Below are 25,601 nucleotides of genomic sequence, written 5' to 3'. Positions count from 1 at the left end.
GCGATGGACGCAGGAGACAGGACCCTGAACGAGGATTCGATCAACGACCAGCCCATGCCGCTGCTGGAGCATCTGGTGGAATTGCGGCGCAGGCTGCTGTGGTCCATGGCGACGTTCGTGGTGTGTTTCGCCGTCTGTTACTATTATTCGGAACAGATCTACTTCTTCCTTGCCCGTCCGCTTGGCACGATCATGCGGCAGAAGGGGGAACAGCCGCACCTGATCTATACCGCGCTGTATGAGGCATTCTTCACTTACATGAAGGTCGCCTTCTTTGGCGCGGCCTGCCTGTCCTTTCCCATGGTGGCGGTGCAGGCGTGGATATTCATCGCGCCCGGACTGTACCGTAGCGAAAAACGTGCTTTCGCACCTTTCCTTGTCGCGACGCCGATCATGTTCGCCCTGGGTGCCGCGCTGGCCTATTATTTCATTTTCCCTGCCGCGTGGAAGTTCTTCCTCTCCTTCCAGACGGCGGATGGACAGGACGGGCTGCAGATCGAACTGCAGGCCAAGGTGTCGGAATACCTGTCGCTTGTCATGAAGCTCATCATGGCGTTCGGCATGGCGTTTGAACTGCCGGTGGTGCTGACGCTCATGGCGCGGGTGGGGCTGGTGACATCGAAGGGACTGGCGAAGGTACGGCGATACGCCTATGTGGGCGCGTTCGTGGTTGCGGCCATCCTGACGCCGCCTGACGTGATTACCCAGACCGGACTGGCCGTGCCGCTGATCGGGCTTTACGAGATTTCCATTCTTTGCGCCCGCCTTGTCGAGCCGCGCAATCCGCCTGAAGAGACCGAGGAGACACCCTGATGCACGACCTGCGCGCCCTCCGCGCCGACCCCGATGGTTTTGACGCCGCCCTGAAGCGGCGCGGGGAGCCTGCCGTGGCTTCCACCGTGCTTGTGCTGGACAGGGAACGCCGCGCGGCGGAAACCGAACTGCAGGAACTCCAGTCCCGCAGGCGCACGATCTCCAAGGAAATCGGGGCGCTGCGCCGCAAGGGCTGCGATACCTCCGACCTTGAGGCCGAGGTGGCATCAGGCAAGGCGCGGATGGAAGAACTCCAGACGCAGGTGGATACGCTGGACGGCCAGTTGCGCAACACGCTGGAACGCCTGCCCAACCAGCTTGACGCGACCGTGCCCGACGGTGCGGACGAAAGCGGCAACGTGCAGGTCCACCAGAAGGGAACGCCCAAGGAGTTCGCCTTTACCCCGCGTGAGCATTACGAACTGGGCGAAGCGCTGGGCATGATGGATTTCGAAACCGCATCCCGCCTGTCGGGCACGCGGTTCGTGGTGCTGCGGGGCCAGCTTGCCCGTCTGGAGCGCGCGCTGGGCCAGTACATGCTGGACCTGCATACCGGCAGCAACGGGTATGAGGAAACGGCCGTTCCCGTTCTGGTCAACAGCGAAGCCATGTATGGCACCGACAAGCTGCCCAAATTCGCCGATCAGTCCTTCCGCACGGAAGATGGCCGCTGGCTGATCCCCACGGCGGAGGTGCCGCTGACCGCCACCGTATCGGGCCAGATCCTGCCTGCGGACGTGCTGCCGCTGCGCCTTGTCGCCCTGTCTTCATGCTTCCGTAGTGAGGCAGGTGCCGCGGGGCGTGATACCCGTGGCATGCTGCGCCAGCACCAGTTCCAGAAAGTGGAGATGGTCAGCATCACCGCGCCGGAAGAAAGCGATGCCGAGCATGAGCGCATGACGCGCTGCGCGGAAATGGTGCTGGAAGGGCTGGGCATTCCCTACCGGCGCATGCTGCTCTGCGCGGGGGATACCGGCTTTGGCGCCGCAAAGACCTTCGATCTTGAGGCATGGTTGCCGGGCCAGCAGGCATGGCGCGAGATTTCGTCGTGTTCCACCACGCGCGATTTTCAGGCCCGCCGCATGAACGCCCGTTTCCGCGCGGGGGATGGCAAGCCAGCTTTCGTCCATACCCTGAACGGTTCGGGGCTGGCCGTGGGCCGCACGCTGATCGCCGTGATGGAAAATTACCAGAACGAAGATGGCAGCGTCACCGTGCCCGACGTGCTGCGCCCCTACATGGCCGGGGTGGAAGTCATCCGCGCGGGCTGAAATCCGTAGCAGGGCTGGCGGGTACTGCCGCCGGGCACCGTGTTGGATGAGCGGGCAGGGCGGGCAGTGTCCCGTGCCTGCCCGTTCTGCTTTCTGTTCCCTGATCCGCCTTCACGGGCGCCATGAAGGAAGCGGTACGGGGCAGGGTACGCCCCGCCCGCGTCACCGCCGTTTGCGGGGCGGACGCTTGCCGCCGGGGGCTGCGTCGCGGTTGCGCCGTCCCGGCGGACTGCTCCGTCTGTCCGGGCTGAAGGGGGATGTCCGGGGCGTGCGGGCGCGGATGCTCTGCTGGCGCAGCACGTCTTCGATCCAGTCATTGAGGCGCGCGGTCGTGGCTTCCGCTTCCTCGCGGTTGACGTAGGCTTCGGGGAAGCGCAGCGCCAGCCAGCGCCATGCCACCAGCCGCTTGTGCCGCTTTTCCGCCCGTTCCAGTTCGGTACGTTCCGCCCGTTCCGGCGCGGGCAGGGGACCGGTGCCCGGCGGGGCCACGCTGTTGCCTGCGGCATGGTCCGCCGCCCAGTGGACAAGACGCTGGATGCCATTGTCGCGGTCATCCACCGGGCACATGGCGTAGACCCAGCGCTGCGCCAGTGTCAGGTCAGCTACACCTTCCAGTGCGGTTGCGATGGCGAAGGCCTGTTCCATGTTGGCCAGCCGGTAATTCGGATCGTCACGGCGCAGCACCGCGCGGCGGATGCGCACCAGCACGCCAAACAGGCTGTCCGATCCGATTTCGGCCGCGACGGCCTGCACGATGTCGGCATCCGGCTGGACCTGCGGGCGCATGTCCTCGATCGGCTGGGGCGGGGCGGCCAGCATGGCATGGATGAACGATGGGCTGCCCACCCCTTCCAGCACGGCGACGACGCCCTGTTCATGCTTGCCGAAACGTCCGGCGCGACCGCCGATCTGCTTGACTTCCTGCGGGTTGAGGTCGCGCGTCTGGTTGCCGTCATATTTGCGCAGGGCCGCGAACACGACCCGGCGGATGGTCAGGTTCAGCCCCATGCCGATGGCGTCGGTCGCGATCAGGATATCGGCGTCGCCATTATTGAAACGCTGGGCTTCCGCGCGGCGGACTTCGGGGCTGAGTGCGCCGTACACCACCGCCACCCGCTTGCCATGCGCCAGCAGCATCGCGCGCAGGTCCAGCACCTCGCGCCGGGAAAAGGCGATCAGCGCATCATGCTTCTGCAGTTCATGCAGGCTTACGGCCCGTTCGGCGGCAACCAGCGGGCTTTTGCGCTCCAGCCGGATTTCGTCCACCGGGTCGCCGCACAGTTCCGCAATGCGCTTCACCATGGGAATGCAGTCCGGCGCGCCCAGCACGAACAGGTGCCGTGCCGGTGCCCCCATGATGGCTGCCGTCCATGCCGCCCCCCGGTCGGGGTCGGTCAGCATCTGGGCTTCATCGATGATCGCGACATCGACGGGATTGTTCAGCGGGCACATTTCCACGGTTGCGGCCAGATGGCGGCTGCCGGGCATGTCGATGCGTTCTTCCCCCGTGGCAAGGGACGTGGGCACCCCGCGTGCCATGAGCGACTCGCGGAACTCATGCGCCAGCAGGCGTAGCGGGGCCAGCGCCAGCCCGCTTTCCGCCTGTGCCAGCGCATCAAGGGCCGTATGCGACTTGCCGCTGTTGGTCGGTCCCGTCACCAGTGTGATGCGGCGGTTGAGCGCGCGTGCGGTGCGGAAATGGGCGGCGTAGCGGTCAAGGGCCGCCACCTGCGCGATGACCGCATTGCCCACGCGCCGGTTGCCAAGATCGGGCGCGATGGGCGCGCGGCTGGTGCTGTCTGTTCCATCCCTGCGCCATTCGGGAATCTGCTGGCGCAGGGCCATGAGTTCGGCGGGATCGAACTCCCAGCGTTCCTGCCCGTTGGACTGGGGCACGCGACGGGCGACGGGCAGGCGGTTTTCCGCAATCCAGCGCAGGGCCTCGCGCTGGGAACAGCGCAGCAGGCCCGGCACATCGCTGAACGGGACAAGGCTTTTTTCCCATGCGCGCAGGCGCTGGACTTCCTCGCGCCTGCGGGCGCGGGCCGTATCCTCGATTTTTGCGTCCCGGTCCTTGCGGCTGCTTTCCTCACGCTCCAGATCGGTAGCGAAGGTGTCCGTATCGGTCAGGGCGAAGGCATCCGCCACCGCACGGGCAAGCGTGCCGAGTTCACCGGGGGAGAGGACCCGGCCGGTGCCATCGAACAGGTCAGCACGGATATTGTCCACCGCCGCGCGTGGCGTATCGCCCTGCGCACGCAGCCTGGCCTGCACCACGGGGGCGAGGGCGGCAAGCAGGCGCGCATCGTCGGGTTCGGGGTCATCCACCGTTATGGCGGCGGCTTCCGTATCCGCGCGTGTAACCCATACCTGCCCTGCGCGGCGCGTAAGGTCCATCAGGCGCGAACCCCACGGCTTGCGCCGGACGGTGCATATGGCCGCGCGGAAGGCGGCGTCGTCTATCCGGTCGGCGCCGGGTTGCAGCATGCGGGCGATCACGCGCTCCAGCTTCGGGCGTTCGCGGTTTTCAACATGCAGCCCGCTGGAGGCAATCGCGGCGTCCAGCGCCAGCAGGGCCGGGGCGGCCCGGTCGGGGAATTCTGAAGTCATGTCTATCTATGTGCGTCATCCACGCGGCGGGGACAATGGACTCAGTACTTGCATCCATACGCGAATTCATTGAATACAGGCCCGCATCGTACGCGTGTGACGTGACATGAGCGCCCCGGCATGGGCATTGTGCGGTGAATTCAGCTTCCCGTGGCGCGTGATATATTTGTTTGTGCTGGAATTCCACGCTGTGGATGGCCTAAACATTCCCGCCTCAGCCACGCAGTGCGGTGGGGGACATGTTTCAGGAGATCCTGTGTCCGCGGTCCCTCCAGCCGGGAGAATGACAACCTGATGTCCGATACGTTGATTATGCCAACTTCCGAGACCATGCTCACCGGGCTTGCACCGGTCGAGGGGCAGGAAGGCGTGTTCCACCTCGCCGAGCCGAGCAAGGAATACGGACACCTGAACGCTGAAACCGTTCTGTCGGTTCATCACTGGACCGACCGGCTGTTCAGCTTCACCACCACGCGCGACCCGGCGCTGCGCTTCGAGAACGGCCAGTTCACGATGATCGGTATCGAGGTCGAGGGCAAGCCGCTGCTGCGCGCCTACAGCATTGCCAGCGCGAATTACGAGGATCACCTCGAATTCCTGTCGATCGCCGTGCCCGATGGCCCGCTGACATCGCGCCTGCGCCATGTGAAGGTGGGCGACAAGGTGCTGATCGGGCGCAAGCCGGTCGGAACACTGCTGCTGGACAACCTGCGTCCGGGCCGTAACCTGTATTTCCTGTCCACGGGCACGGGGCTTGCGCCGTTCATGAGCCTGATCAAGGACCCGGAATGCTATGACCGTTACGAGCACGTGATCCTGAGCCACACGGTACGCATCTCGGGTGAACTGGCCTATTCCAACCATATCCGCCACGAACTGCCCGAGCATGAATTCCTGGGCGAGGACGTGTCGGGCAAGCTGCTGTACTACCCCGCCGTCACGCGTGAGGAATTTGCCGTCACCGACCGCATCACCAAGCTGATCGAGACGGGCAGGATCTTTACCGACCTGAACATTCCCGAACTCGACCCCGAGCATGACCGCGTCATGATCTGCGGTTCGCCGGAAATGCTGGCCGATACGGAAAAGATGCTGCAGGCACGTGGCTTTGATGAGGGCAACAACTCCCATCCTGGCGCCTATGTAGTGGAAAAGGCGTTCGCCGAACGTTGATCCCATGTCCCGGCCGGGCGCGCTGGCCGGGGCTTTTTTTATGGGCCGCCCCGTCGCGTGGCGGCCCGTTGCCGGAGCGACGCGTGCCGTTTCGTCCTTCCGGCCGGAACAGGATGCGGAACTGGCATGAGTTATGATTTTGATCTGTTCGTAATTGGCGCGGGTTCCGGCGGGGTGCGGTGCGCGCGCATCGCGGCGGGCCATGGCGCGCGTGTGGCGGTGGCGGAAAGTCGGCACTGGGGCGGCACCTGCGTCAATCTGGGCTGCGTACCCAAGAAGCTCATGGTTCAGGCCAGCGATTATGGCGACTGGGTGGAAGACAGCCACGGTTTTGGCTGGAACACGCGGCGGGGCCATAATGACTGGGCCGAACTGATCGCCGCCAAGGACCGCGAGATCACGCGCCTCAACGGCATATACGTCTCCATGCTGGAAAAGGCCGGGGTGTCCCTGTTTACCGGGCATGCCACGATCGAGGACGCGCATACCCTGCGCATCGACCCGTCCCCGCTTGCCCCCCATGCCGCCCCGCGCCGGGTCACCGCCGCACGGATTGTCATTGCCGTTGGTTCCACCCCCAGCATGCCCGCGATCGATGGGATCGGGCATGCCATTTCCTCCGATCAGGCGTTCCACCTGAAAGAACGGCCCGCGCGGGTGTGCATGGTGGGCGGCGGATATATCGGGGTGGAGTTCGCCGGTATTTTCCGTGGTCTCGGTTCGGAAGTGGATCTGGTCTACCGCCAGCAGCTACCGCTGCGCGGCTTTGATTCCGATCTGCGCCACGCTTTGCATGACGCCATCGACCTGCGCGGTATCCGCCAGCATGTCGGTGCGTCACCCACCAGCATCGACCGGCTGGCGGATGACAGTTTTGTCGTAACGCTGGACAATGGCGCCCGTATCGAGACGGACTGCGTCTTCTTCGCCACGGGACGCCATCCGAAAGTCGCCAGTCTGGGCCTGATTCAGGCCGGTGTCGCGACACAGGAGAACGGGCGCATCATCGTTGATGAAAATGGTGAGACCTCGATCCCCGGCATCTACGCCATTGGTGACGTGACCAACCGCCTAAACCTGACCCCCGTCGCCATTGCGGAAGGGCATATGCTGGCTGACCGCCTGTTCGGCAATGAACCGCCGCGGCAGTGGTCGTTCGCCACCACGCCCAAGGCCGTGTTCTTCACCCCAGCGCTGGCCAGTGTCGGCCTGACGGAAACGGAAGCCGCCCATAACGGCGATGTGGATATTTACATCAGCCGCTTCCGCCCCATGCGCAATACACTCAGCGGGCGGGCACAGCGCACGTTCATGAAACTGGTGGTCGATCAGGCCAGCCAGACGGTAGTGGGCGCGCATATGCTGGGTGATGACGCGCCCGAGATCATGCAGGGGCTGGCCATTGCCGTCACCGCCGGGCTGAAGAAGGGCGACTGGGACCGTACCATCGGTATCCATCCTTCGGCGGCGGAGGAATTCGTGACCATGCGGACCCGCACGCGCGTCACGCCGCGTAGCGCGGAGTAGGCGCGGACGCTCCAGTGCCGGTCCTGTGCATGGGTACGGGACCGGCCAGGCATGAAAAAACCGTTGGGGATCGATCCGCCAACGGTTTTTTATTTAATATTGCACGCTGGCTTTAGCGCGGCGCGACCCAGCCATTGCCGGTGGAATCGCCAAGCTGCCCATCACCATTGATCCCGCTGCTCTGGTATGCGGAACCGAAGCGCGACAGATCCGTGCCCGTGACCGAATCACGATGGACGTGTTCCAGATGGTCGGGGTCAGGGCCATGGTTCAGTTCCATGGACGGCGCTTCCTCATAGCCCGGCGGCAGGTGGCCGCGCTGGCCGTGAACGGTCATCCGGTCCTCGTTCTGGCTGCTGTCATCGCTGCTGTCCGCTGCGGGCGCGGCCATGGCTGTCACGCTGAACAGGCACAGCCCGGCCGATAGGGCGGTTATGAATTTCCCACGTGACGTGGCCATGATCCGTAATCCTTTTACCTGAGTGGCAAGCATGCCAACCCGCCCCCTTTTGGGGAAGCGCCGGTCTGACAGCCCAACCATGTCGCTTTTACATATGGGTTCCGGCCCATGGCAATGCGACCTTCTGGCGTAATGATACGCAGGCTTTGTGGCGACAATGCAACATTTCCCGCCAGCAGGCCCCCACCGATCCCCCGCAAAGCCCAGAACAGGCTTTGCGTTGCCGGGGTTTTTTCGACATAAAGGCTGCCCTTCCGCCACAGGCGGCGGGGATTGTCTTGTATCAAGAGGAATTAGGATCCGACCCATGAGTGCGACGCACAAGCATAACAGTTCTTCCCGGCAGGCCTGGACGCCGGAGAGCTGGCGGTCGTTTCCGGCGCGGCAGATGCCGCGATATCCTGATGAAGCAGCGGTGGAGGACGTGGAGGCACGCCTGCGCCGTTACCCGCCGCTGGTCTTCGCCGGGGAAGCCCGCCGCCTGCGCGCCCATCTGGCCAAGGCCGCTACGGGACAGGCTTTCGTGCTGCAGGGCGGTGCATGCGCCGAAAGCTTCAGCGAATTCACCGCTGACATCGTGCGCGACACCTTCCGCGTGCTGCTGCAGATGGCGGTGGTGCTGACGTTTGGTGCAAAAGTGCCGGTCATCAAGATCGGCCGCATGGCGGGGCAGTACGCCAAGCCGCGCTCTTCCGATATGGAAACGAAGGATGGCGTGAGCCTGCCGTCCTATCGTGGCGATATCATCAACGGTTCCGACTTTACGGAAGCTGCGCGCATTCCCGATCCCAGGCGGATGGAGACGGGGTATTTCCAGTCCGTCGGCACGATGAACCTGCTGCGCGCGTTCGCGGGCGGTGGTTATGCCAACCTGCATGAGGTCCATCGCTGGAACCTCGGCTTCGTCGAACGCTCGCCGCTGGCGCAGCGTTATGGCCAGCTTGCCGAACGCATTGGCGAAACGCTGGACTTCATGGCCGCATGCGGCCTGACGGCGGCCACCACGCCCCAGATTGACGAGACCGAGTTCTATACCTCGCACGAAGCCCTGCTGCTGCCCTATGAGCAGGCGCTGACCCGCATCGATTCGACATCGGGCGAATGGTATGACTGCTCGGCCCATTTCGTGTGGATTGGCGACCGTACCCGCCAGCCCGATGGCGCGCATGTCGAATTCCTGCGTGGCGTGCGCAACCCCATCGGCATCAAGGTCGGTCCCACCACGACCATCGAGGATCTGGAGCAGCTTCTCGATATCCTCAACCCGACCGATGAAGCGGGGCGCATTTCGCTCATCTCGCGCATGGGGGCGGGCAAGGTGCGTGATCATCTGCCGCCGCTGCTCGATAAAGTGATGGCCACCGGACGCACGGTCACGTGGTTGTGTGACCCCATGCACGGCAACACCAGCTCGACCGCATCGGGCGTCAAGACGCGGTCCTTCGATGCCATCCTGTCCGAGATTCACGGGTTTTTTGACGTGTTCGAGGCCGCTGGCGCCAGCCCCGGCGGCGTGCATTTCGAGATGACCGGGCAGAACGTGACCGAGTGCATCGGCGGTGCCCACCGCTTGACGGAAGACGACCTTGGTGAACGCTATGAAACCTTCTGCGACCCGCGCCTGAATGCCGAACAGTCGCTTGAGATGGCGTTCCGTCTGGCTGAGGAACTGAAAACGCGGGTCGGTCGTATCGCTGGCGGGGCAGACTAGTCCCGCCATCAGGGGGGATCAGGAGGGTGCATGACCCAAGGTGACCATGCCGGTCAGGGCGCGTTGGCCGATCCGGCGGCATATGATGTGATTGCCGACCGTACGGATGCCTACTTCAACCGCACGCGCGCCATTGTGGAGCATTTTGGCGACAGGAAGGTGACTTACGCCATCTTCCTGCGCCGCCCGGTCATTTCCGCCCCCCGCCTCATGGTGGACTGGTTCCGTGCCGTGGCGGCGAAACAGGGCGTGGATATCGACTGCACCATCATGTTTCCCGAAGGGACGTGGGTGGGGGCGGGCGAACCGCTGGCCTATGTGACCGGGTCGTTTGCATGGCTCGCCACGCTGGAGACACTTGCGCTCCAGCAGCTTGGGCCGGCCTGCGTTGCCGCCCATAACGCCTACCAGATGGCCATGGCGCTGCCGCATGTGCGTTTCATGGCGATGGAAGCCCGCCACTGCGCGGGTTTCGACATGCAGGACCAGATGGCCTATGCCGCCTCCGTCGGCAGTCGCGCCGCGCAGAAGGAAGGCGCGCTGGGTTTTGTCGGGGGCGCCAACGACGCCACGGCCCATTATTTCGGGACCGGCAAGGGACTGGGCACCATGCCCCATGCCTTGGTGGGGTATGCCGGGTCCACGCTGCGCGCGGCCGAGATGTTTCATGAAGTCTATCCCCAGATGGACCTTGCCGTCCTCGTCGATTATTTCGGGCGCGAGGTGACGGATGCGCTGGAAGTCTGCCGCCATTTCCCCGAACTGGCCGCAACCGGACGTATCGGCGTGCGGCTCGATACCCATGGCGGCCGCTTTCTGGAGGGGCTGGACCCGCAGTCTTCCTACGCGGTGCTGGAACGCCACTCGCCGGGCAGCATACGGCGCTACCGCTCCGACAAGGAACTGAGCTATCTTGTCGGCACCGGCGTTTCCGCCGCCGCCATCTGGCGCATGCGCGAAGTGCTGGACGAGGCGGGATTTCCCCATGTGCGCATCATTGCGTCCTCGGGTTTCAGTGTGGAAAAATGCCTCAGCATGGCGGATGCCCACGCCCCGGTCGATGTGATCGGGACCGGTTCCTTCATTCCCGACCGCTGGTCGGAAACATACGCCACGGCGGACATCGTGGCCTATGACGGCACGCCACGGGTCAAGGTCGGGCGCGAGTTCCTGCTGCGCCGCAACGGCGGCTGACAGCGCGCGGCCCCGCCCGTGGGGACGGATAACGAAAGGCTTCATCTTGTCAGAGACCATTTTTGCCCCCGAAGGGGGGTGGCGCGTACGGATTCTGGATCTGTCAGGCGGCGCGGAGGACAATATTGTCGAGGAAGTGGGTGGTTTCCCCGACCTGATCCAGGCCAACGCCTTTGCGCGCGCCTATGTGCGCGACAGCATCGAACGCTGCCGTATGCCCGGCCTTTCGGCGGCTGACATTCTCAAGGCCTGGTTCTCCTTTGGGGAGGACGCGGAAGTACTGGAAGCAGGCGATCAGGGCTGGCGTTCGGCCAATGAACTGGATGATTTCGCAGCGCACGCCGCCACCCCGATGGAACGCGACTGGCGGGCGTTTGATCCCCGCCGTGGCGATGATGAGGATGACGGGGCATAAGGATACCCGCAGTTCACTTCGCCATTATCAGAAGTCATAAAAGTTTTGGATGCTGCCTTTTTTCAACAAGGCGGCGTTCCCCGTAACCCATTAAAACAATCGCCCCATGTGTCGGGTAATGGACGGCTAAGCTGTTCAGATACCCTGCTGCGAATCTGACGGGGCCGGCATGTCGGGCCGTTGCCGCAGGTCGGTGTATTCCACACCGGATTGCGCATGTGTTCTCTGGCATTTGGGGCGTAATCGCCGCATATAGGGGGCATGAAACTCCGTTTTGCGCCCAGCCCGACCGGGCTGATCCATGTCGGCAATGCGCGTCAGGCCATTGCCAATGCCCTGTTTGCCCGCCGCCACAATGCACGCTTCCTGCTGCGTATTGACGATACCGATCGCGGTCGATCGAAAGAGGAGTATGTGCAGGCCCTGCAGGATGACCTGCGCTGGCTGGGCATCGGGTGGGATGAATTCGTCCGCCAGTCGGATCGTCTGGACCGCTACGCACTGGCCATCGAACAACTGAAGGCCAGCGGGCGGCTCTATCCCTGTTTTGAAAGCGAACAGGAACTGGCCTCCAAGCGCGAGGCGCGCATCCGCATGCGCAAGCCCCCGGTCTATGATCGCGCGATGCTGCGCATGACGCCCCAGCAGCGCGCGCAGGCCGAAGCCAATGGCAAGGTGCCTTACTGGCGCTTCCGGCTGTCCGACCATCGCACGGTGGAATGGAACGATCTTGTCATGGGGCCGTCGCGCGTCAAGCTGCCCGCGATTTCCGATCCCGTTCTGGTCCGTGCCGATGGCACGGTGCTGTATACGCTGGCCTCGGTCGTCGATGATATGGAAACGGGTATTACCCACGTCATCCGTGGGGAAGACCATGTCACCAATACCGGCGTGCAGATCGACATTGCCGAGGCGCTGGGTGCGAAGCGCAACCGCTTCACCTTCGCGCATCTGCCGCTTCTGCTGGATGAAGGCGGCGGCAAGCTGTCCAAGCGGTTTGACGGGCTTTCGATTCGGGCTCTGCGTCAGGATGGGATCGAGCCATCGGCCATTGTGTCCTATCTCGCCCGGCTGGGCAGCGCGGATGACCCGGCCCCGCTGTCATTTGATGAACTGGCTGCCAGCTACGACCTCAACCGCGTTTCGCGTTCTGCCGCGCGGTTTGACATGCGGCAGTTGCTGGGCCTGAACCGCCGCATCATGCACGCCATGCCTTTCGATGAAATCCGTAGCCGCCTGCCAGAAGGGGCGACGGAAGCCTTCTGGCTTGCCGTGCGTGGCAATGTGGATATGGCGGGCGAACTGCGCCACTGGTGGGATGTGGTTGCGGGCGAGATCGTGCCCCCGGTAATGGAAGCGGAAGATACGCCTTTCCTGTTGCAGGCCCTCGAAGTCCTGCCCGATGCGCCATGGGACGACACGGTGTGGAAGACATGGACCACCGCCATCCGGGAGGCCACAGGCCGCACGGGCCGCGCCCTGTTCCATCCGCTGCGCCTTGCCCTGACGGGGGAGGATAGCGGACCTGAAATGCGTGACCTGCTGCCGCTCATGGGGCGGGAGCGTGTTGCGGGGCGCCTGCGGATTGCAGCGCGCTGACATGAAAAAAGCCCGGTTCGCACCGGGCTTTTTTATTAAAGGGTGGTTATGGCCATCCCTTATTTGGCGTCTTTCTGCCGTGCCTTGCGTCCGCGGGACAGTTCCGTCACCACGCCGTGCAGGGTGCGCAGTTCCTGTTCCGTCACTTCCCCGCGCAGGAAGAAGTGGCGCAGGTTGCGCACCATCCCCGCGCGCTTCTGTTCGTTGCGCAGGAAGCCACATTCATCCAGATCACCGATCAGGTGGCGCATGAAGTTATCGAGTTCGCCCCGTGTCGCGACATGCGTCTCGTTGGTCATGAGGGTGCGCTGGGGCGTGGCGTCTTCGGCCATCCACCATTCATAGGCCATGATCATCACCGCCTGCGCCAGATTGAGCGACATGAAGGCGGGGTTGAGCGGATACCGGATCAGCGCATCGGCGCGGGCCATGTCCTCGTTATCCAGTCCGGCGCGTTCCGGGCCGAACATAAGCCCGACCTTCAGGCCACGCCCGGTCATCTCGCGCAGTTCTGCGGCACCGCCCCGGGCGGTCAGCACGGGTTTGACGATGTGGCGCGGGCGCGGGCAGGTGGCGAAGACATGATGCAGGTCGGCTACTGCGTCATCGACCGTTTCATGCACCGTGGCGGCTTCCAGAATGCGGTCCGCGCCCGATGCGCTGCGCCATGCGCGTTCCAGCGGCCAGCCGTCGCGCGGGGCGACAAGCCGCATGTGAAACAGGCCGCCATTGGCCATGGCGCGCGCGGTGGTACCGATGTTTTCCGCCATCTGCGGGCGGACAAGGATAACGACCGGACTGTTGCCTATGGGGCCGATATCCGCCCCGCCGTCACGTCCGGTCATGCCTGTCTCCATGTCGTGCCCTGCGGGCCATCTTCCAGCACAATACCCTGTGCCGCCAGTTCATTGCGGATTGCATCCGCGCGGGCGAAATCACGCGCCTTGCGCGCGGCCAGCCGTTCGGCGATCAGGGCTTCGATGGCGTCGGCATCCACATCCACCCCGCCACGGAACCACTGTTCGGGCGTATCATGCAGCAGCCCGATCAGGTTGCCCGCCGCCTTCAGGCGGGCAGCGGCAATGTTGCCGCCAGCCGCCGCGTCATGGGCCAGCGCGTCATCGGCCAGCGCGTGCATTTCCGCCAGCGCGCGCGGGGTGTTCAGGTCATCGCACAGCATCTGCACGAACCGTTGGGGCGGCGGGGCGGTGATGCCGGGATCAAGCTTTTCCAGCGCGCGGTAGAAGCGGTCGAGCATCTGGCGCGCTTCATCCAGACCGGCCTGCGTAAAGTTCAGCACCGAACGGTACTGCGCGCGCAGCAGCAGCAGGCGCAGGGCTTCGGGCGGGGTGTCCCGCAGCACGTCGCGCACGGTCAGGAAGTTGCCGAGCGATTTCGACATCTTCTCCCCGTTCACCAGCAGCATCGCATTATGCACCCAGTGATTGGCGAAGCGTCCGTGCGGATGGCAGCACATGCTCTGCGCGCGTTCGTTTTCGTGGTGGGGGAACAGAAGGTCCGACCCGCCGCCATGGATGTCGAAGCTTTCGCCCAGATAATGATGCGACATGGCCGAGCATTCAATATGCCAGCCCGGCCGCCCCCGGCCCCACGGGCTGTCCCAGCCCGGCGTCTGGTCATCCGATGGCTTCCACAGCACGAAGTCGCCCGGATCACGCTTGTAGGGGGCGACTTCCACCCGTGCGCCGGCGATCAGGTCATCCGGGCTGCGTCCCGACAGCGCGCCATAGGACGGATAGGTACTTACCGCGAACAGGACATGGCCCTGCGCTTCATAGGCATGGCCGCTTTCGATCAGGCGGCGGATCATATCCTGCATCTCGCCGATATGGTGGGTCGCGCGCGGTTCCGCATCCGGGGACAGGATGGAGACGGCCTGCAGGTCCTCATGAAAATCGCGGATGGTGCGTGCCGTCAGGTCCGCGATGGATTCGCCGTTGGCATGGGCGCGGGCGTTGATCTTGTCATCCACGTCCGTGATGTTGCGCACATAGGTCACGCGTGGATACAGGTGGCGCAGCAGGCGCACCAGCACATCCGCCGTAACCATGGCGCGCAGGTTGCCGATATGCGCCAGATCATAGACCGTGGGGCCGCAATAATAGACCCGCACGTTCTGCGGGTCGAGCGGGACGAAGGGAACGGTGCTGCGGGTCCTGCTGTCGTGCAGGTGCAGGCGGGGCTGTGTATCGGGCATGATGCGTCTAGATGCGACAGACAGCCGGTGGGACGCAAGACCTCATCTGCGCGTGCATCCACGCGGCGGATGAATGCCCGGCCAACCCGTCCCGCCAGGCCATCCGGTCAGCCGATTTCCTGTCCGATCTGCTTGATGTCATGAAAGGCCAGATCGGGGTTTCCCTCCGCCGTGCGACGCATCATGAACGCGGAAGATGCAAGGAAGACCGGGTCGCCATCAATGTCATCCGCCATGGCCGTGCGGTTGGCCATGGAAAAGGTTTCCAGCTTTTCCCGTGGCCCCGTGACCCAGCGCGCAAGGTTGTAGGGCGTGGATTCAAAACCGATCGCCACGCCATATTCGCCCTTCAGCCGGGCCTGCAGCACGTCAAGCTGAAGCGTGCCCACCACGCCCACGATGGGTGGTGCGCCATCCTGCGGGCGGAAAAGCTGGACCACGCCTTCTTCCGCCAGTTCGGTCAGCGCCTGACGCAGCTTCTTCGCCTTCATCGCATCATCCAGCCGTACGCGGCGCAGGATTTCAGGCGCGAAGTAGGGCACGCCCGTAAAGCGCAGGTCCTCGCCTTCCGTCAGCGTATCGCCAATGCGCAGGGTGCCATGATTGGGAATGCCCACCACGTCGCCCGCGAATGCTTCTTCCGCCAACTGGCGGTCACGCGCGAAGAAGAACTGCGGTGTATGCAGGGCGAACTGCTTGCCTATGCGTACGTGCTTGAGCCGCATGCCGCGCTGCAGCCTGCCCGAACAGATTCGCGCAAATGCCATGCGGTCTCGGTGGTTGGGGTCCATGTTGGCCTGGATCTTGAACACCAGTGCGGTCAGGGCGGGTTCGTCGGCGCGGACGTTGCGGGTCTCGGTCGCCTGATCGCGCGGCGGCGGCCCGAAGGCGGCCAGCGCGTCCAGCAGGTCGGTCACGCCGATTTCCTTCATCGCGCTACCGAAAAATACCGGTGTCAGATGGCCCGCATTGAAACTTTCCCGGTCGAATTCGGGCAGTGCCGCTTCAACCAGTTCCAGATCCTCGCTCAACTGCACCATGCGCGGGTCGGACTGGTCCAGTTCCTCGTTTACATGCAGTTCGCGGCTGCGCAGGTCGTATGTGCCCACGAATTTCGCGGCACGTCCCACCGGCCATGTGGCCGGAGCGGTATCGAGTGCCAGCGAAGATGAGATTTCATCAAGCAGGGCGAACGGGTCCTGCGACTCGCGGTCCATCTTGTTGATGAAGGTGACGATGGGGATATCGCGCAGGCGGCAGATTTCAAACAGCTTGCGGGTCCGGGCCTCGATCCCCTTGGCGGCGTCGATCACCATCACCGCCGCGTCTACCGCCGTAAGTGTGCGGTAGGTATCTTCCGAGAAGTCTTCATGACCCGGCGTGTCGAGCAGGTTGAAGATGCAGCCGCCATATTCAAACGTCATGACCGATGTCACGACGGAAATGCCACGGTCGCGCTCGATGCCCATCCAGTCCGAACGGGTGCGCCGCCGCTCACCTTTGGCCCGCACGTTGCCCGCCATCTGGATCGCGCCACCCGCGCGCAGGATGCGTTCGGTCAGGGTGGTCTTGCCCGCATCGGGATGGGAGATGATGGCGAAGGTGCGCCGCCGGACAATTTCGGCGGTAAGGGAGGTATCGGCAGCGTTGGCGGTCACGTGCTTGTCCATTCCTGCGGCTGGCCCGGCGGAAAGGATAGGGAACGGGGCAGGGGCCAGAAACGCGGACGCCGGACGCGGGGACAAAGCCCCACGCCCGGCGTCACGCCTGCCCGGTTCCGGGTATTGATCAGCGAGAGTAGAATTCGATGACCAGGTTCGGTTCCATCTGGACCGGATAGGGGACATCCGACAGCTTGGCGCTGCGCAGGAACGTGCCCTTCATCTGGCGATGGTCGACTTCCATGTATTCCGGCACATCGCGTTCGCCGCTCTGTGCCGCATCCAGCACGATGGCGAGCTGCTTGGACTTTTCACGCACTTCAATCACGTCGCCATCACGCACCAGGAAGGAGGGGATGTTGACCTTGCGGCCGTTGACCGTGATGTGGCCGTGGCTGATGAACTGGCGTGCCGCGAACGGGGTGATCGCGAACTTCATGCGGTAGACAACCGCATCCAGCCGGCGTTCCAGCAGGTCGATCAGGTTTTCGGAGGTATCGCCCTTGCGACGCACCGCCTCATCGTAATACTTGCGGAACTGCTTTTCGCCGATGTTGCCGTAGTAGCCCTTCAGCTTCTGCTTGGCCATAAGCTGCACGGAGAAGTCGGACGGCTTCTGCTTGCGGCGCTGGCCATGCTGACCGGGGCCGTATTCGCGCTTGTTGACCGGGGACTTCGCACGGCCCCACAGGTTCACGCCAAGGCGGCGGTTGATTTTATACTTGCTCTCAAGGCGCTTGCTCATGTCGCGCTCTCACTTCATTCATCTGCATGCACCACGGCGGGCCGTGTTTCATGTCGTTGCACCGGTAGGTCCTGTTCCCCATGAACAGGACGGGCGCGCCACGTATTACCGGCACCGGGGAGCAATCACCCATGGGCACCAGCCGTATCGTCCACATTCCCGGCAGTCGGGCGCGTATAGGGGTACAGCCCGTTCGTGTCAATCATGGCGTGGGGCTGGACCCTGCGTCGGACATGACAAAACCTGTATCGCAGGGGGCTGGCGGCCTGTTATGAAACGGCATGCCGGAACATAGGGAAGGGCTTCGCATGGAAACGCCGCTTACGCAGCGCTGGGGACTGTTTGTCGGGCTTGGGGTGGTATCGCTCGGGCTGGGATTCGTGGCCTGGGCGGACGCGCTGGCGCTGTCACTGGCCAGCACCATCCTGTTCGGGCTGGTACTGTTCGTCGCGGGCGCGGTCCAGCTTGTCCATGCCTTTGCCGTACGGGACTGGGATGGCAGGCTGATGTCCATCCTTGGCGGTGGTCTTTATATACTGGCGGGCACGATGATGATGGAGGAACCGGCCACCGGCTCCCTGATCATCACCATTTTCATCGCCGCCTGTCTGGTGGTGTCGGGAATCGGGCGCATCATCATGGCGTTCCGGCAGCGTGGGCTGCAGGGCTGGTGGATCATCCTGTTCGGCGGGCTGATCAGCCTTCTGGTCGGGCTGTGCCTGTACATCACACTGCCATGGTCGGGCCTGTGGCTGATCGGGACATTCATCGCCATTGAACTGATCGCAGCCGGGATCGGCTGGGTCCAGTTCGGCCTTGCCCTGCGCCGGGCCGCCTACCTGCCGCCGGAAGCCTGAGCTGCGGCAAACTGGGCGGCAAGGCTGCGTTCAACGGCACTGTCGCCCGTAACCCCCAACAGCCTGCGCAGGTCATCGGCATCCATCTGGGCCTCGAATGCCGGGCCGCCGGGCTGAAACAGGCCTGCCGCTGACAGGCCACCCGCCACGACCGGGTCAAATCCCGCATCATGGATCAGCCAGCCCGCCATAGTGAGCGCCCGCGCCACATCGCCCGCCATGGGCAGCGCCATGCGTGGCGGTGGCCGGTTGCTCTGGGCCAGCAGGGTTGTCATATCCTCTGAATTGAAGGCCCGCACTACGGCGGCGGTGGGAAAGAGCGACTGCGTGACCATGCCCGCGCCCTCAAGCAGCGCCTGACGGCCAATCTTGCCATCGCGCCATGTATACGGATTCGTCGCGTCGATCAGTGGCCTTGCATTCAGGATCGGGCCAATCGTATGCCCGAGCTGCTGCAATGCCCCATAGGGTACCGCCAGCACTACCACATCGCCAAAGGCAGCGGCATCGTGTGATGTGCCCGCGCTGCCGAAATGCAGTTCTTCAACCCGTTCCTGCGCCTCCCTCAATGTCAGGGCGGACAGCATGACCTCGTGCCCCGCCCGGCTCCATAACTGCCCCAGCGTGCTGCCGACATGGCCGGACCCGATCATGCCAATGCGCAGGGGCGTGCGGGCCATGGCGCCATGGGGCGTAAGGACGGGCAGCAGTCCGGCCAGCAGGGTGGTCAGGCTCTGCCTGCGGGTCAGTTTCAGGGGCATGGCTTTCTCCTGCGCGGGCAGCGGGTGATAGTATGTCGGGATGTCTGATCTGCCGTTTGGTTCTTTGCCGAACTGACAGGTATATGGCACAGAGTTGGGGAAAGCAGGAGTACAGCGTCAATGACCGACACACCCGATCAGGACAGGACTGTTGTAGCGGAATCCGCTGTTCCCGTGGGCGTGGATCATCCGGTCGAGGCACTGCACGACGCCACGCAGGAAGACGAGGCATCGGCTGCGGCGACCGACGTGCCCGATCCCGGCCCGGTGCCCGTGGCCCAGACACAGGTGGTGCCGCAGGCCGATGATGCTGTTGCGACATCCAGCAGCCATGCCGCCGCCATGGCTGGCGCGTCCGCTCCGTTCATGCCCTACAAGGAACTGTTCCAGTTGATGGGGGCAATCGTGTTCGTGCTGGTCGTGCTGGGTGTGGGGTGGAATGCGCTGCATGCTTCGGGCATCTGGCCGGAATAAGGTTGTCTGCCACGCCGTCCGGTCCTTCAGGTTCAGGGGGGCGATAGCCGGACCGAGACGGGGCAGTGATCGGACAGGCGCATGGCCTGCTCCTGTCCACTGCCGCGATAAAGCATGACGCGCAGGCTGTCGGGTTGCAGCCAGCCGCGTGCAGCACCCCCCAGTATGATGTGGTCGATAAAATAGCTGCCCTGCCCGCAGGGGCTGGCATGGCCCGCCGTGGCAAGGGTCAGCGGTCCGTTTTCGGCAAGGTTGCGCAGCGCCGGGTCATCGGGGGCGAGCAGGCGGTTGAAATCGCCCAGCACGGCAAAAGCCTCGCCTTCATCCTGCCGTTCCATGATCCAGTCCTGAATGACGGCAATCTGCCGTAAAAGCGTACGGCAGGCAGGCTTGCGGCTGGTGGGCGACGAATCCCTGCATCCCGCCTTGAGGTGAACGACAAGCAGCCGCAGCGTGTCCGGCCCGCTGCCAATGCTCAGATCCAGACCGGAACGCAGGTGACGCGGGGCGGTGGCAGGATAGACATCCAGCGCGGTAACATCCGCATGGCGCTCCACCTGTAGGTCGGCCCGGATGGCGAGTGCGACCTTCTGCACCACCTGATCGCCCGATATGATGATGTGGTAGGAAGGGGCAGGGAACAGCCGGGCGGCCAGTTCCGGCGTATCCACTTCCTCCAGCGCCGCAATGTCGGGTGCAAGGTGGCGGGCATACCGGGCCAGTGCATCCAGTTCGGCGGGCGTGCGGGGCGTTACATCCGGCGGCAGGGCGGCATCGCCCTGCGTGCGGGTGGTCAGCCAGTCAAGATTCCATGTGGACAGTTTAAGGCTGGCCGCCGCCTGCGCGGGGCCAGGCGGCATGGTGGTGAGGCACGCGAACAGCGCCAGCCACACCCCATGCCGGTGGAAGCCTTCAGGCGGTGGCGGGCGTACCCGACTGGGCGCGCAGCCGGGCGATGGCTTCATCCACATGGACGAACTGCCGCGACGTTTCATCCAGAACGACAACTTCCCCGCTTGCGATGTCATAGAACCATCCCTGCAACGTCAGGGTGCCACGGGCAAGCCCTGCGGCTACGGCGGGATGGGTGCGCAGATGGGCGATCTGAAGCTGGACATTCTGTTCTGCCAGACTGCGTACGGTCGCGGGGCCAGCATCGGATGCCTCCAGCACGGCGCGCGCGGCTTCGGCATTGCGCAGCCAGCTTGCGACGGTCGGCATCTTGTTCAGGTTGGTGGGGTCGGGATCGAGCAGGGCCTTCATCGCGCCGCAGTTTGAATGACCGCATACGATGATATGGGACACCTTCAGCGCGCTGACCGCATATTCGATGGCAGACGAGACACCGCCAAGCATTTCCCCATAGGCAGGCACGATATTGCCGATATTGCGTAGCACGAACAGGTCACCCGGCTGGGTCTGGGTAATCATGCTGGGGTTAACCCGGCTGTCGGCGCAGGCGATGAACAGCGTATCAGGGGACTGGCTTTCAGCCAGACTGGCGAACAGCTCGCGGTTCTGGGGGAAAACTTCCGTATTGAAACGTTCCACGCCCTGCAGCAGCTCGATGAGGGTATCCCGGGCAGTATTGGTATCGGCCATTGTAAAATCCTGTCACCTGAATGTCCGGACATTGGGGGAAGCATGCCGTGCGGTACAGCCGCCGTGGCATCCGATGGTCCGGCCTGTCTCTCCTATCCCCTATACCATGGGAAACACCCGGCGGGCATAAATGTTTCTCAATGCAGTGCAGTGGAAATACTATGTAACCACAATATAATTAATAAATATTCACTTTCTGTACTGAATATATTTCATCCTGTGATTGCACAGTACAGCACAACGGCGTGACTGGGCGCGCCGTTGCATGGTATTGGACCGCAGCAAGAAGCGGGAACTAGCCCGCTGCCTGCTTCAGTGCCGCACGCACCGCATCAAGTGCGGCATCAACCTTGGTGATGTCCGGGCCACCGGCCTGCGCCATGTCGCGTCGGCCACCGCCGCCCTTGCCATCCATTGCGGCACTGGCCACGCGCACCAGCGTCACGGCATCGACCCGTTCCGCCAGATCGGGCGTGGCCGCCACCACGATGCTGCCCTTGCCATCGGCGGTGGAGATCAGCACCACCACGCCGGAGCCGATTTCAGTGCGCAGGGAGTCCGCCAGCGGCTTGAGTTCCTTGGGCGGCAGTTCACCCACGTTGCGGGCATCGAGTTTGATGCCGTTGATGTCCTCGATGCTGCTGGCGGCCTGACTGCCCGATGCCAGCTTGCGCTGCAGATCGGAAATCTGGCGTTCCATGACCTTGCGTTCTTCCAGCATCACGGCAAGGCGCTCGGGCGCTTCCGCAGGCGGCACGCGCAGCATGGCGGCAATCTGGTTCAGGCGTTCCTCGGTCGCGACGGTGGCGTTTTCTGCGGCACGTCCTGTCACCGCCTCGATCCGGCGCACGCCGGAGGATACGCCGCTTTCGGACGTGATGCGGAACAGACCGATATCACCCGTGCGGCGCACATGCGTGCCACCGCACAGTTCGATGGACCAGCCTGCGCGCCCTTCTTCCGGGCCACCCATGGACACCACGCGCACTTCATCGCCATATTTTTCGCCAAACAGGGCCATCGCACCCTGTTCGATGGCTTCTTCCGGCGTCATGTGGCGGGTGGTGACTTCCGTGTTTTCACGGATGCGGGCATTCACCTCCGCTTCGATCTCGGCCAGTTCTTCCGGTGTGATCGGGCGGGGCTGGCTTACGTCAAAGCGCAGGCGGTCGGGTGCGTTCAGGCTGCCCTTCTGCGTGACATGCGCGCCAAGGCGGCGGCGCAGGGCTTCATGCAGCAGATGGGTTGCGGAATGATGCGCACGGATGGCGCTGCGACGGGTATGGTCAACCTGTGCGGTAACGGCCATGCCGGGTTTGACCGTACCTTCGACAACCGTGCCGTAATGCACCAGCAGGTCGCCCAGCTTCTTCTGGGTATCCGTGATGGCGATGCGCAGGCCCGGTGCCGTGACCGTGCCGGTGTCGCCAACCTGACCGCCACTTTCCCCGTAAAAGGGTGTCTGGTTCAGCAGCAGTGCGATCTGCGCGCCGAGGCCGGCACTTTCCACCTGCGCATTGTCCACGATTATGGTCTGCACCTCGGCATCCGACGTTTCGGTGGTGTAGCCGAGGAATTCGGTCGCCCCGAAGGTGTCGCGGGCTTCGAACCATACGGTTTCGGTGGCGCTGTCGCCCGAACCGCTCCATGCCGCGCGGGCGCGCCTGCGCTGCACGTCCATGGCTTCATTGAAGCCCGCCACATCCACGCCATGGCTGCTGCCGCGCAGGGCATCCTGCGTCAGGTCAAGCGGGAAGCCGAATGTGTCATACAGCTTGAACGCCACATCGCCGGGCAGCGGCGCGCCATCGCCAAGGCGTTCCGTCTCGTCCGCCAGCAGCGACAGGCCGCGGTCGAGCATGGCCTTGAAGCGCTCTTCCTCGCCCTTCATCGTTTCTTCGATCAGGGCGCGGGCATGCACCAGTTCGGGATAGGCTTCGCCCATCTGCCGGATCAGGGCGGGGACCAGACGGTAGAAGGTCGGTTCCGTGGTGCCCATCATGTGCAGGTGGCGCATGGCGCGGCGCATGATGCGGCGCAGCACGTATCCACGCCCGTCCTTGGAGGGCAGCACGCCATCGGCGATCAGGAAGGAAGAGGAGCGCAGGTGGTCGGCCACAACGCGATGGCTGGCGTTGAACGGGCCATCGGGGTCCTGACCCGTGATCTCGGCGGAGGCGAGGATCAGCGCGCGGAACGTGTCGATATCGTAGTTGTCGCGCTTGCCCTGCAGGATTGCGGCAAAGCGTTCCAGCCCAAGCCCGGTGTCGATCGACGGACGGGGCAGGGGAGAACGGGTGCCGGGCGGGTTTTCGAAATACTGCATGAACACGAGGTTCCAGATTTCGGTAAACCGGTCGCCATCTTCATCGGGGGAGCCGGGCGGGCCGCCTGCCACTTCCGGGCCGTGATCGTAGAAGATTTCCGAACAGGGGCCACAGGGACCGGTATCACCCATGCGCCAGAAATTGTCGGATGTGGGAATACGGATGATCCGGTCATCGGACAGGCCGGCAATCTTGCGCCACAGGGCGGCTGCTTCCTCGTCATCGGCATAGACGGTGGTCAGCAGCCTTTCCTTGGGCAGCCCGAACGTGCCGGTCACCAGCTTCCATGCCAGTTCGATGGCTTCGGCCTTGAAATAATCCCCGAACGAGAAATTGCCCATCATCTCGAAAAAAGTGTGATGGCGGGCGGTATAGCCCACATTGTCCAGATCGTTGTGCTTGCCGCCTGCGCGCACGACCTTCTGCGCCGTTGTCGCGCGGGAATAGGGACGTGTTTCCTGCCCGGTGAAAACGTTCTTGAACTGCACCATACCAGCATTGGTAAACAGCAGCGTGGGATCGTTATGCGGCACCAGTGACGAGGACGGCACGATCTGATGCCCATTCCCGGCAAAATAGTCGAGGAAGGTGGCACGAATGTCGTTTGTTGTGGGCATGGCGGGAAACAGACGATCCTGTATTGAAGATAGATGTAAAACCGGATTCATTCACCTAGCGCACGTAGCACCGGACCGGAAGTGAGAACATGCGTGTTTTGCCCATATGGCCGATGCGTGATGTGCGTGCATACCCAGGCGAAAAGGAAACATGATGCACGACTGGCAGGCGGAACGGGACTGGCCACTGCTGACACGGGGACTGGCGGGACGACTGCGGCAGGACTGCATGCCCCGATGGCTGGATTTCGTAAGTCATCCCTTTGTGCAGGGTATGGGCGCGGGGACGGTCAGCCCCGATGCGTTCAGGAATTTCCTGATTCAGGATTACCTGTATCTGATCCAGTATGTCCGTGCCTGCGCGCTGGCTGTCCATAAAGCGGATAGTGTTGCGGGCATGCGGCATGCCGCCCAGCTTCTGTCGGGCATACTGGATACCGAACTGTCGATGCATGTGGCGTATTGCCGGGGATGGGGGATCGAGGAAGCCGATCTTGAGGGGGCGGAAGAATCGCTCGAACTGCTGGCCTACAGCCGTTTCATCCTCGATCGCGCACAGACGGGCGACCTGCTCGATCTGCTGGTGACCATGGCTCCCTGCCTGATCGGCTATGCGGAGGTGGGCGCGCGACTGCATGCTGATCCCGCGACCCGGCGGGAGGGGAATCCCTACTGGTCATGGATCGCGCTTTATGGCGGGGATGAATATACCGCGCTGGTGGAAGACGGTATCAGCCGCCTTGAGCAGGTTGGTGCGGTCTATGGCGCGCAGATGCGTTATCCGGCCTTGCGGCGGGAATTCGAAACCTCGGTCCGTCTGGAAACGGCATTCTGGGCCACGGCGCGCTGCGGCTGAAAGGGCGTGATCTCGGCACTTTTCTGCTGACAGGCCGGGCGGCATGAATGGAAGACAAGCTTCCGGCTGATATGGAAGTTCGCCAGCATGCCCGCTACCGCGCCTGCGGCCAGCGCCAGCACGGGGTTGGCCTTGAAGACCGGGGAGAGGTGGAACATCATGAACACGCAGCCGCGGTTCAGGAAGAAGCCCAGTGAATTGCCCGCAAGAAAGCGCAGCCACTGGATGACGAAATGATGCTGGTTGCCCGCCTTGCGGAAGGTCCACAGCCGGTTGACGAGCCAGTTGATCGACGCCGCAATAAAATAGGCCGCAATCGTGGCGGTCGTCAGTCCGATGAGCGGACGCAGGCTGTAAACGGCTGTTGTGTCCCAGAATAGCCCAAACAGGCCGACAATTCCGAATTTCAGAAATTGTGTGACTTTCTCACGGGAAAGCTGGGGCAAGATGGTATCCTTCTGCCTGCATCGAGTGGAAGGGCCTTGCTATCGGACAGATGCGCGACAGACAGGCTTGTTACCGGCAGGCACCTCATAGGGGAATGAGGCCGGAAATAAAAGAAATGAAAAGTAATAAAGGGAGCAGATGACTGCTCCCTTTATTGACTGCCAGATCAGTGCAGGATGATTTCCACGCGACGGTTCTGGGGCTCACGGGTGTCGGGACCTGTGGGCACCAGCGGGTGTGCTTCGCCGTAGCCATGGATGTCG

Annotated in this window: 24 protein-coding genes; 13 read left to right on the top strand and 11 right to left on the bottom strand. The window is 63.4% G+C overall.

Annotated features, from left to right (window positions below; all coding sequences use genetic code 11):
* Positions 1-3: 3 nt before the first annotated feature.
* Positions 4-813 (top strand): twin-arginine translocase subunit TatC, encoded by an 810-nt coding sequence (gene tatC, locus CFR79_RS03040; RefSeq protein ID WP_102324633.1) that lies wholly within the window; start codon positions 4-6, stop codon positions 811-813.
* Entirely contained in the window at positions 813-2,084 is a 1,272-nt protein-coding gene (serS, locus tag CFR79_RS03035; protein ID WP_110546889.1) for a serine--tRNA ligase, read from the top strand. Before tatC ends, serS begins: the two co-directional genes overlap by 1 nt.
* Before the next feature lie 162 nt (positions 2,085-2,246).
* Here the strand turns inward: serS and CFR79_RS03030 are convergent, their stop codons facing one another.
* Positions 2,247-4,694, bottom strand: a complete 2,448-nt coding sequence (locus CFR79_RS03030; protein ID WP_110546888.1) for a helicase-related protein — start codon at positions 4,692-4,694, stop codon at positions 2,247-2,249.
* A 294-nt stretch (positions 4,695-4,988) separates the two neighbouring features.
* Here CFR79_RS03030 and CFR79_RS03025 point away from each other — a divergent pair, with 294 nt between their 5' ends.
* Genes CFR79_RS03025 through gorA form a run of 3 tightly spaced genes read left to right on the top strand, consistent with a single transcriptional unit; the run spans position 4,989 to position 7,394 of the window.
* Positions 4,989-5,867: a ferredoxin--NADP reductase gene (locus CFR79_RS03025; protein ID WP_102324630.1), complete on the top strand. Its 879-nt coding sequence runs from the start codon at positions 4,989-4,991 to the stop codon at positions 5,865-5,867.
* A 4-nt stretch (positions 5,868-5,871) separates the two neighbouring features.
* The gene (locus tag CFR79_RS16095; RefSeq protein ID WP_258373402.1) at positions 5,872-5,997 is read left to right on the top strand and encodes a hypothetical protein; all 126 of its coding nucleotides are present in this window, start codon (positions 5,872-5,874) and stop codon (positions 5,995-5,997) included.
* The gene (gene gorA / locus CFR79_RS03020) at positions 5,994-7,394 is read left to right on the top strand and encodes a glutathione-disulfide reductase (RefSeq protein ID WP_110546887.1); all 1,401 of its coding nucleotides are present in this window, start codon (positions 5,994-5,996) and stop codon (positions 7,392-7,394) included. The genes CFR79_RS16095 and gorA overlap by 4 nt, the downstream gene beginning before the upstream one ends.
* 112 nt (positions 7,395-7,506) lie before the next feature.
* On the opposite strand, the gene CFR79_RS03015 is transcribed toward gorA, so the two are convergent.
* Complete coding sequence (locus CFR79_RS03015; RefSeq protein WP_102324628.1) at positions 7,507-7,854, bottom strand: hypothetical protein; 348 nt, start codon at positions 7,852-7,854, stop codon at positions 7,507-7,509.
* Between the two features lie 307 nt (positions 7,855-8,161).
* Here CFR79_RS03015 and CFR79_RS03010 point away from each other — a divergent pair, with 307 nt between their 5' ends.
* From CFR79_RS03010 to gltX, 4 genes are all read left to right on the top strand, one after another.
* A complete protein-coding gene (locus CFR79_RS03010) occupies positions 8,162-9,565 on the top strand; it encodes a class II 3-deoxy-7-phosphoheptulonate synthase (protein WP_102324627.1) in 1,404 nt (467 codons plus the stop codon).
* A gap of 30 nt (positions 9,566-9,595) precedes the next feature.
* Complete coding sequence (locus CFR79_RS03005) at positions 9,596-10,759, top strand: beta/alpha barrel domain-containing protein (protein ID WP_110546886.1); 1,164 nt, start codon at positions 9,596-9,598, stop codon at positions 10,757-10,759.
* 46 nt (positions 10,760-10,805) lie between these two features.
* Entirely contained in the window at positions 10,806-11,174 is a 369-nt protein-coding gene (locus tag CFR79_RS03000; protein ID WP_102324625.1) for a hypothetical protein, read from the top strand.
* Positions 11,175-11,435: 261 nt separating this feature from the next.
* Complete coding sequence (gltX, locus tag CFR79_RS02995) at positions 11,436-12,773, top strand: glutamate--tRNA ligase (protein WP_110546885.1); 1,338 nt, start codon at positions 11,436-11,438, stop codon at positions 12,771-12,773.
* Between the two features lie 59 nt (positions 12,774-12,832).
* On the opposite strand, the gene CFR79_RS02990 is transcribed toward gltX, so the two are convergent.
* From CFR79_RS02990 to rpsD, 4 genes are all read right to left on the bottom strand, one after another.
* Positions 12,833-13,618 (bottom strand): RNA methyltransferase, encoded by a 786-nt coding sequence (locus CFR79_RS02990; protein ID WP_174234077.1) that lies wholly within the window; start codon positions 13,616-13,618, stop codon positions 12,833-12,835.
* On the bottom strand, positions 13,615-14,991 hold the full coding sequence (gene cysS / locus CFR79_RS02985) for a cysteine--tRNA ligase (RefSeq protein WP_110546883.1): 1,377 nt from the start codon (positions 14,989-14,991) through the stop codon (positions 13,615-13,617). Before cysS ends, CFR79_RS02990 begins: the two co-directional genes overlap by 4 nt.
* Positions 14,992-15,098: 107 nt before the next feature.
* The gene (locus CFR79_RS02980; protein WP_110546882.1) at positions 15,099-16,661 is read right to left on the bottom strand and encodes a peptide chain release factor 3; all 1,563 of its coding nucleotides are present in this window, start codon (positions 16,659-16,661) and stop codon (positions 15,099-15,101) included.
* Between the two features lie 118 nt (positions 16,662-16,779).
* Positions 16,780-17,397 carry a 30S ribosomal protein S4 gene (gene rpsD / locus CFR79_RS02975; RefSeq protein WP_102324620.1) on the bottom strand — a complete coding sequence of 206 codons (618 nt, stop codon included), beginning with the start codon at positions 17,395-17,397 and terminating at the stop codon, positions 16,780-16,782.
* Between the two features lie 80 nt (positions 17,398-17,477).
* On the opposite strand from rpsD, the gene CFR79_RS15625 reads away from it, so the two are divergent.
* Together CFR79_RS15625 and CFR79_RS02970 are read left to right on the top strand one after the other, a co-directional pair.
* Complete coding sequence (locus CFR79_RS15625) at positions 17,478-17,672, top strand: hypothetical protein (RefSeq protein WP_132305664.1); 195 nt, start codon at positions 17,478-17,480, stop codon at positions 17,670-17,672.
* A gap of 33 nt (positions 17,673-17,705) precedes the next feature.
* Positions 17,706-18,254 carry an HdeD family acid-resistance protein gene (locus tag CFR79_RS02970; RefSeq protein ID WP_102324619.1) on the top strand — a complete coding sequence of 183 codons (549 nt, stop codon included), beginning with the start codon at positions 17,706-17,708 and terminating at the stop codon, positions 18,252-18,254.
* Here CFR79_RS02970 and CFR79_RS02965 read toward each other — a convergent pair.
* Positions 18,233-19,015 (bottom strand): NADPH-dependent F420 reductase, encoded by a 783-nt coding sequence (locus CFR79_RS02965; RefSeq protein ID WP_110546881.1) that lies wholly within the window; start codon positions 19,013-19,015, stop codon positions 18,233-18,235. The genes CFR79_RS02970 and CFR79_RS02965 overlap by 22 nt on opposite strands.
* Positions 19,016-19,135: 120 nt before the next feature.
* On the opposite strand from CFR79_RS02965, the gene CFR79_RS02960 reads away from it, so the two are divergent.
* Positions 19,136-19,489, top strand: a complete 354-nt coding sequence (locus tag CFR79_RS02960; protein WP_102324617.1) for a hypothetical protein — start codon at positions 19,136-19,138, stop codon at positions 19,487-19,489.
* Positions 19,490-19,521: 32 nt separating this feature from the next.
* Here CFR79_RS02960 and CFR79_RS02955 read toward each other — a convergent pair whose 3' ends face one another.
* The 3 genes from CFR79_RS02955 to alaS all read right to left on the bottom strand — a co-directional run bounded on the left by CFR79_RS02955 (position 19,522) and on the right by alaS (position 24,035).
* Positions 19,522-20,349 carry an endonuclease/exonuclease/phosphatase family protein gene (locus CFR79_RS02955; protein ID WP_110546976.1) on the bottom strand — a complete coding sequence of 276 codons (828 nt, stop codon included), beginning with the start codon at positions 20,347-20,349 and terminating at the stop codon, positions 19,522-19,524.
* Positions 20,350-20,401: 52 nt separating this feature from the next.
* Positions 20,402-21,091 (bottom strand): carbonic anhydrase, encoded by a 690-nt coding sequence (locus CFR79_RS02950; protein WP_102324616.1) that lies wholly within the window; start codon positions 21,089-21,091, stop codon positions 20,402-20,404.
* A 295-nt stretch (positions 21,092-21,386) separates the two neighbouring features.
* Complete coding sequence (alaS, locus tag CFR79_RS02945; RefSeq protein ID WP_110546880.1) at positions 21,387-24,035, bottom strand: alanine--tRNA ligase; 2,649 nt, start codon at positions 24,033-24,035, stop codon at positions 21,387-21,389.
* 151 nt (positions 24,036-24,186) lie between these two features.
* Here alaS and tenA point away from each other — a divergent pair, with 151 nt between their 5' ends.
* Complete coding sequence (gene tenA, locus CFR79_RS02940; protein ID WP_110546879.1) at positions 24,187-24,891, top strand: thiaminase II; 705 nt, start codon at positions 24,187-24,189, stop codon at positions 24,889-24,891.
* On the opposite strand, the gene CFR79_RS02935 is transcribed toward tenA, so the two are convergent.
* Positions 24,813-25,337: a GtrA family protein gene (locus tag CFR79_RS02935; protein WP_102324613.1), complete on the bottom strand. Its 525-nt coding sequence runs from the start codon at positions 25,335-25,337 to the stop codon at positions 24,813-24,815. The two genes, tenA and CFR79_RS02935, sit on opposite strands and share 79 nt — an antisense overlap.
* Between the last annotated feature and the right edge of the window lie 264 nt (positions 25,338-25,601).

The organism is Komagataeibacter saccharivorans, assembly GCF_003207825.1.
Taxonomy (GTDB): Bacteria; Pseudomonadota; Alphaproteobacteria; order Acetobacterales; family Acetobacteraceae; genus Komagataeibacter; species Komagataeibacter saccharivorans.
Note: the sequence above shows the minus strand (reverse complement) of the source record. Positions and strands in the feature narration are given on the sequence as shown.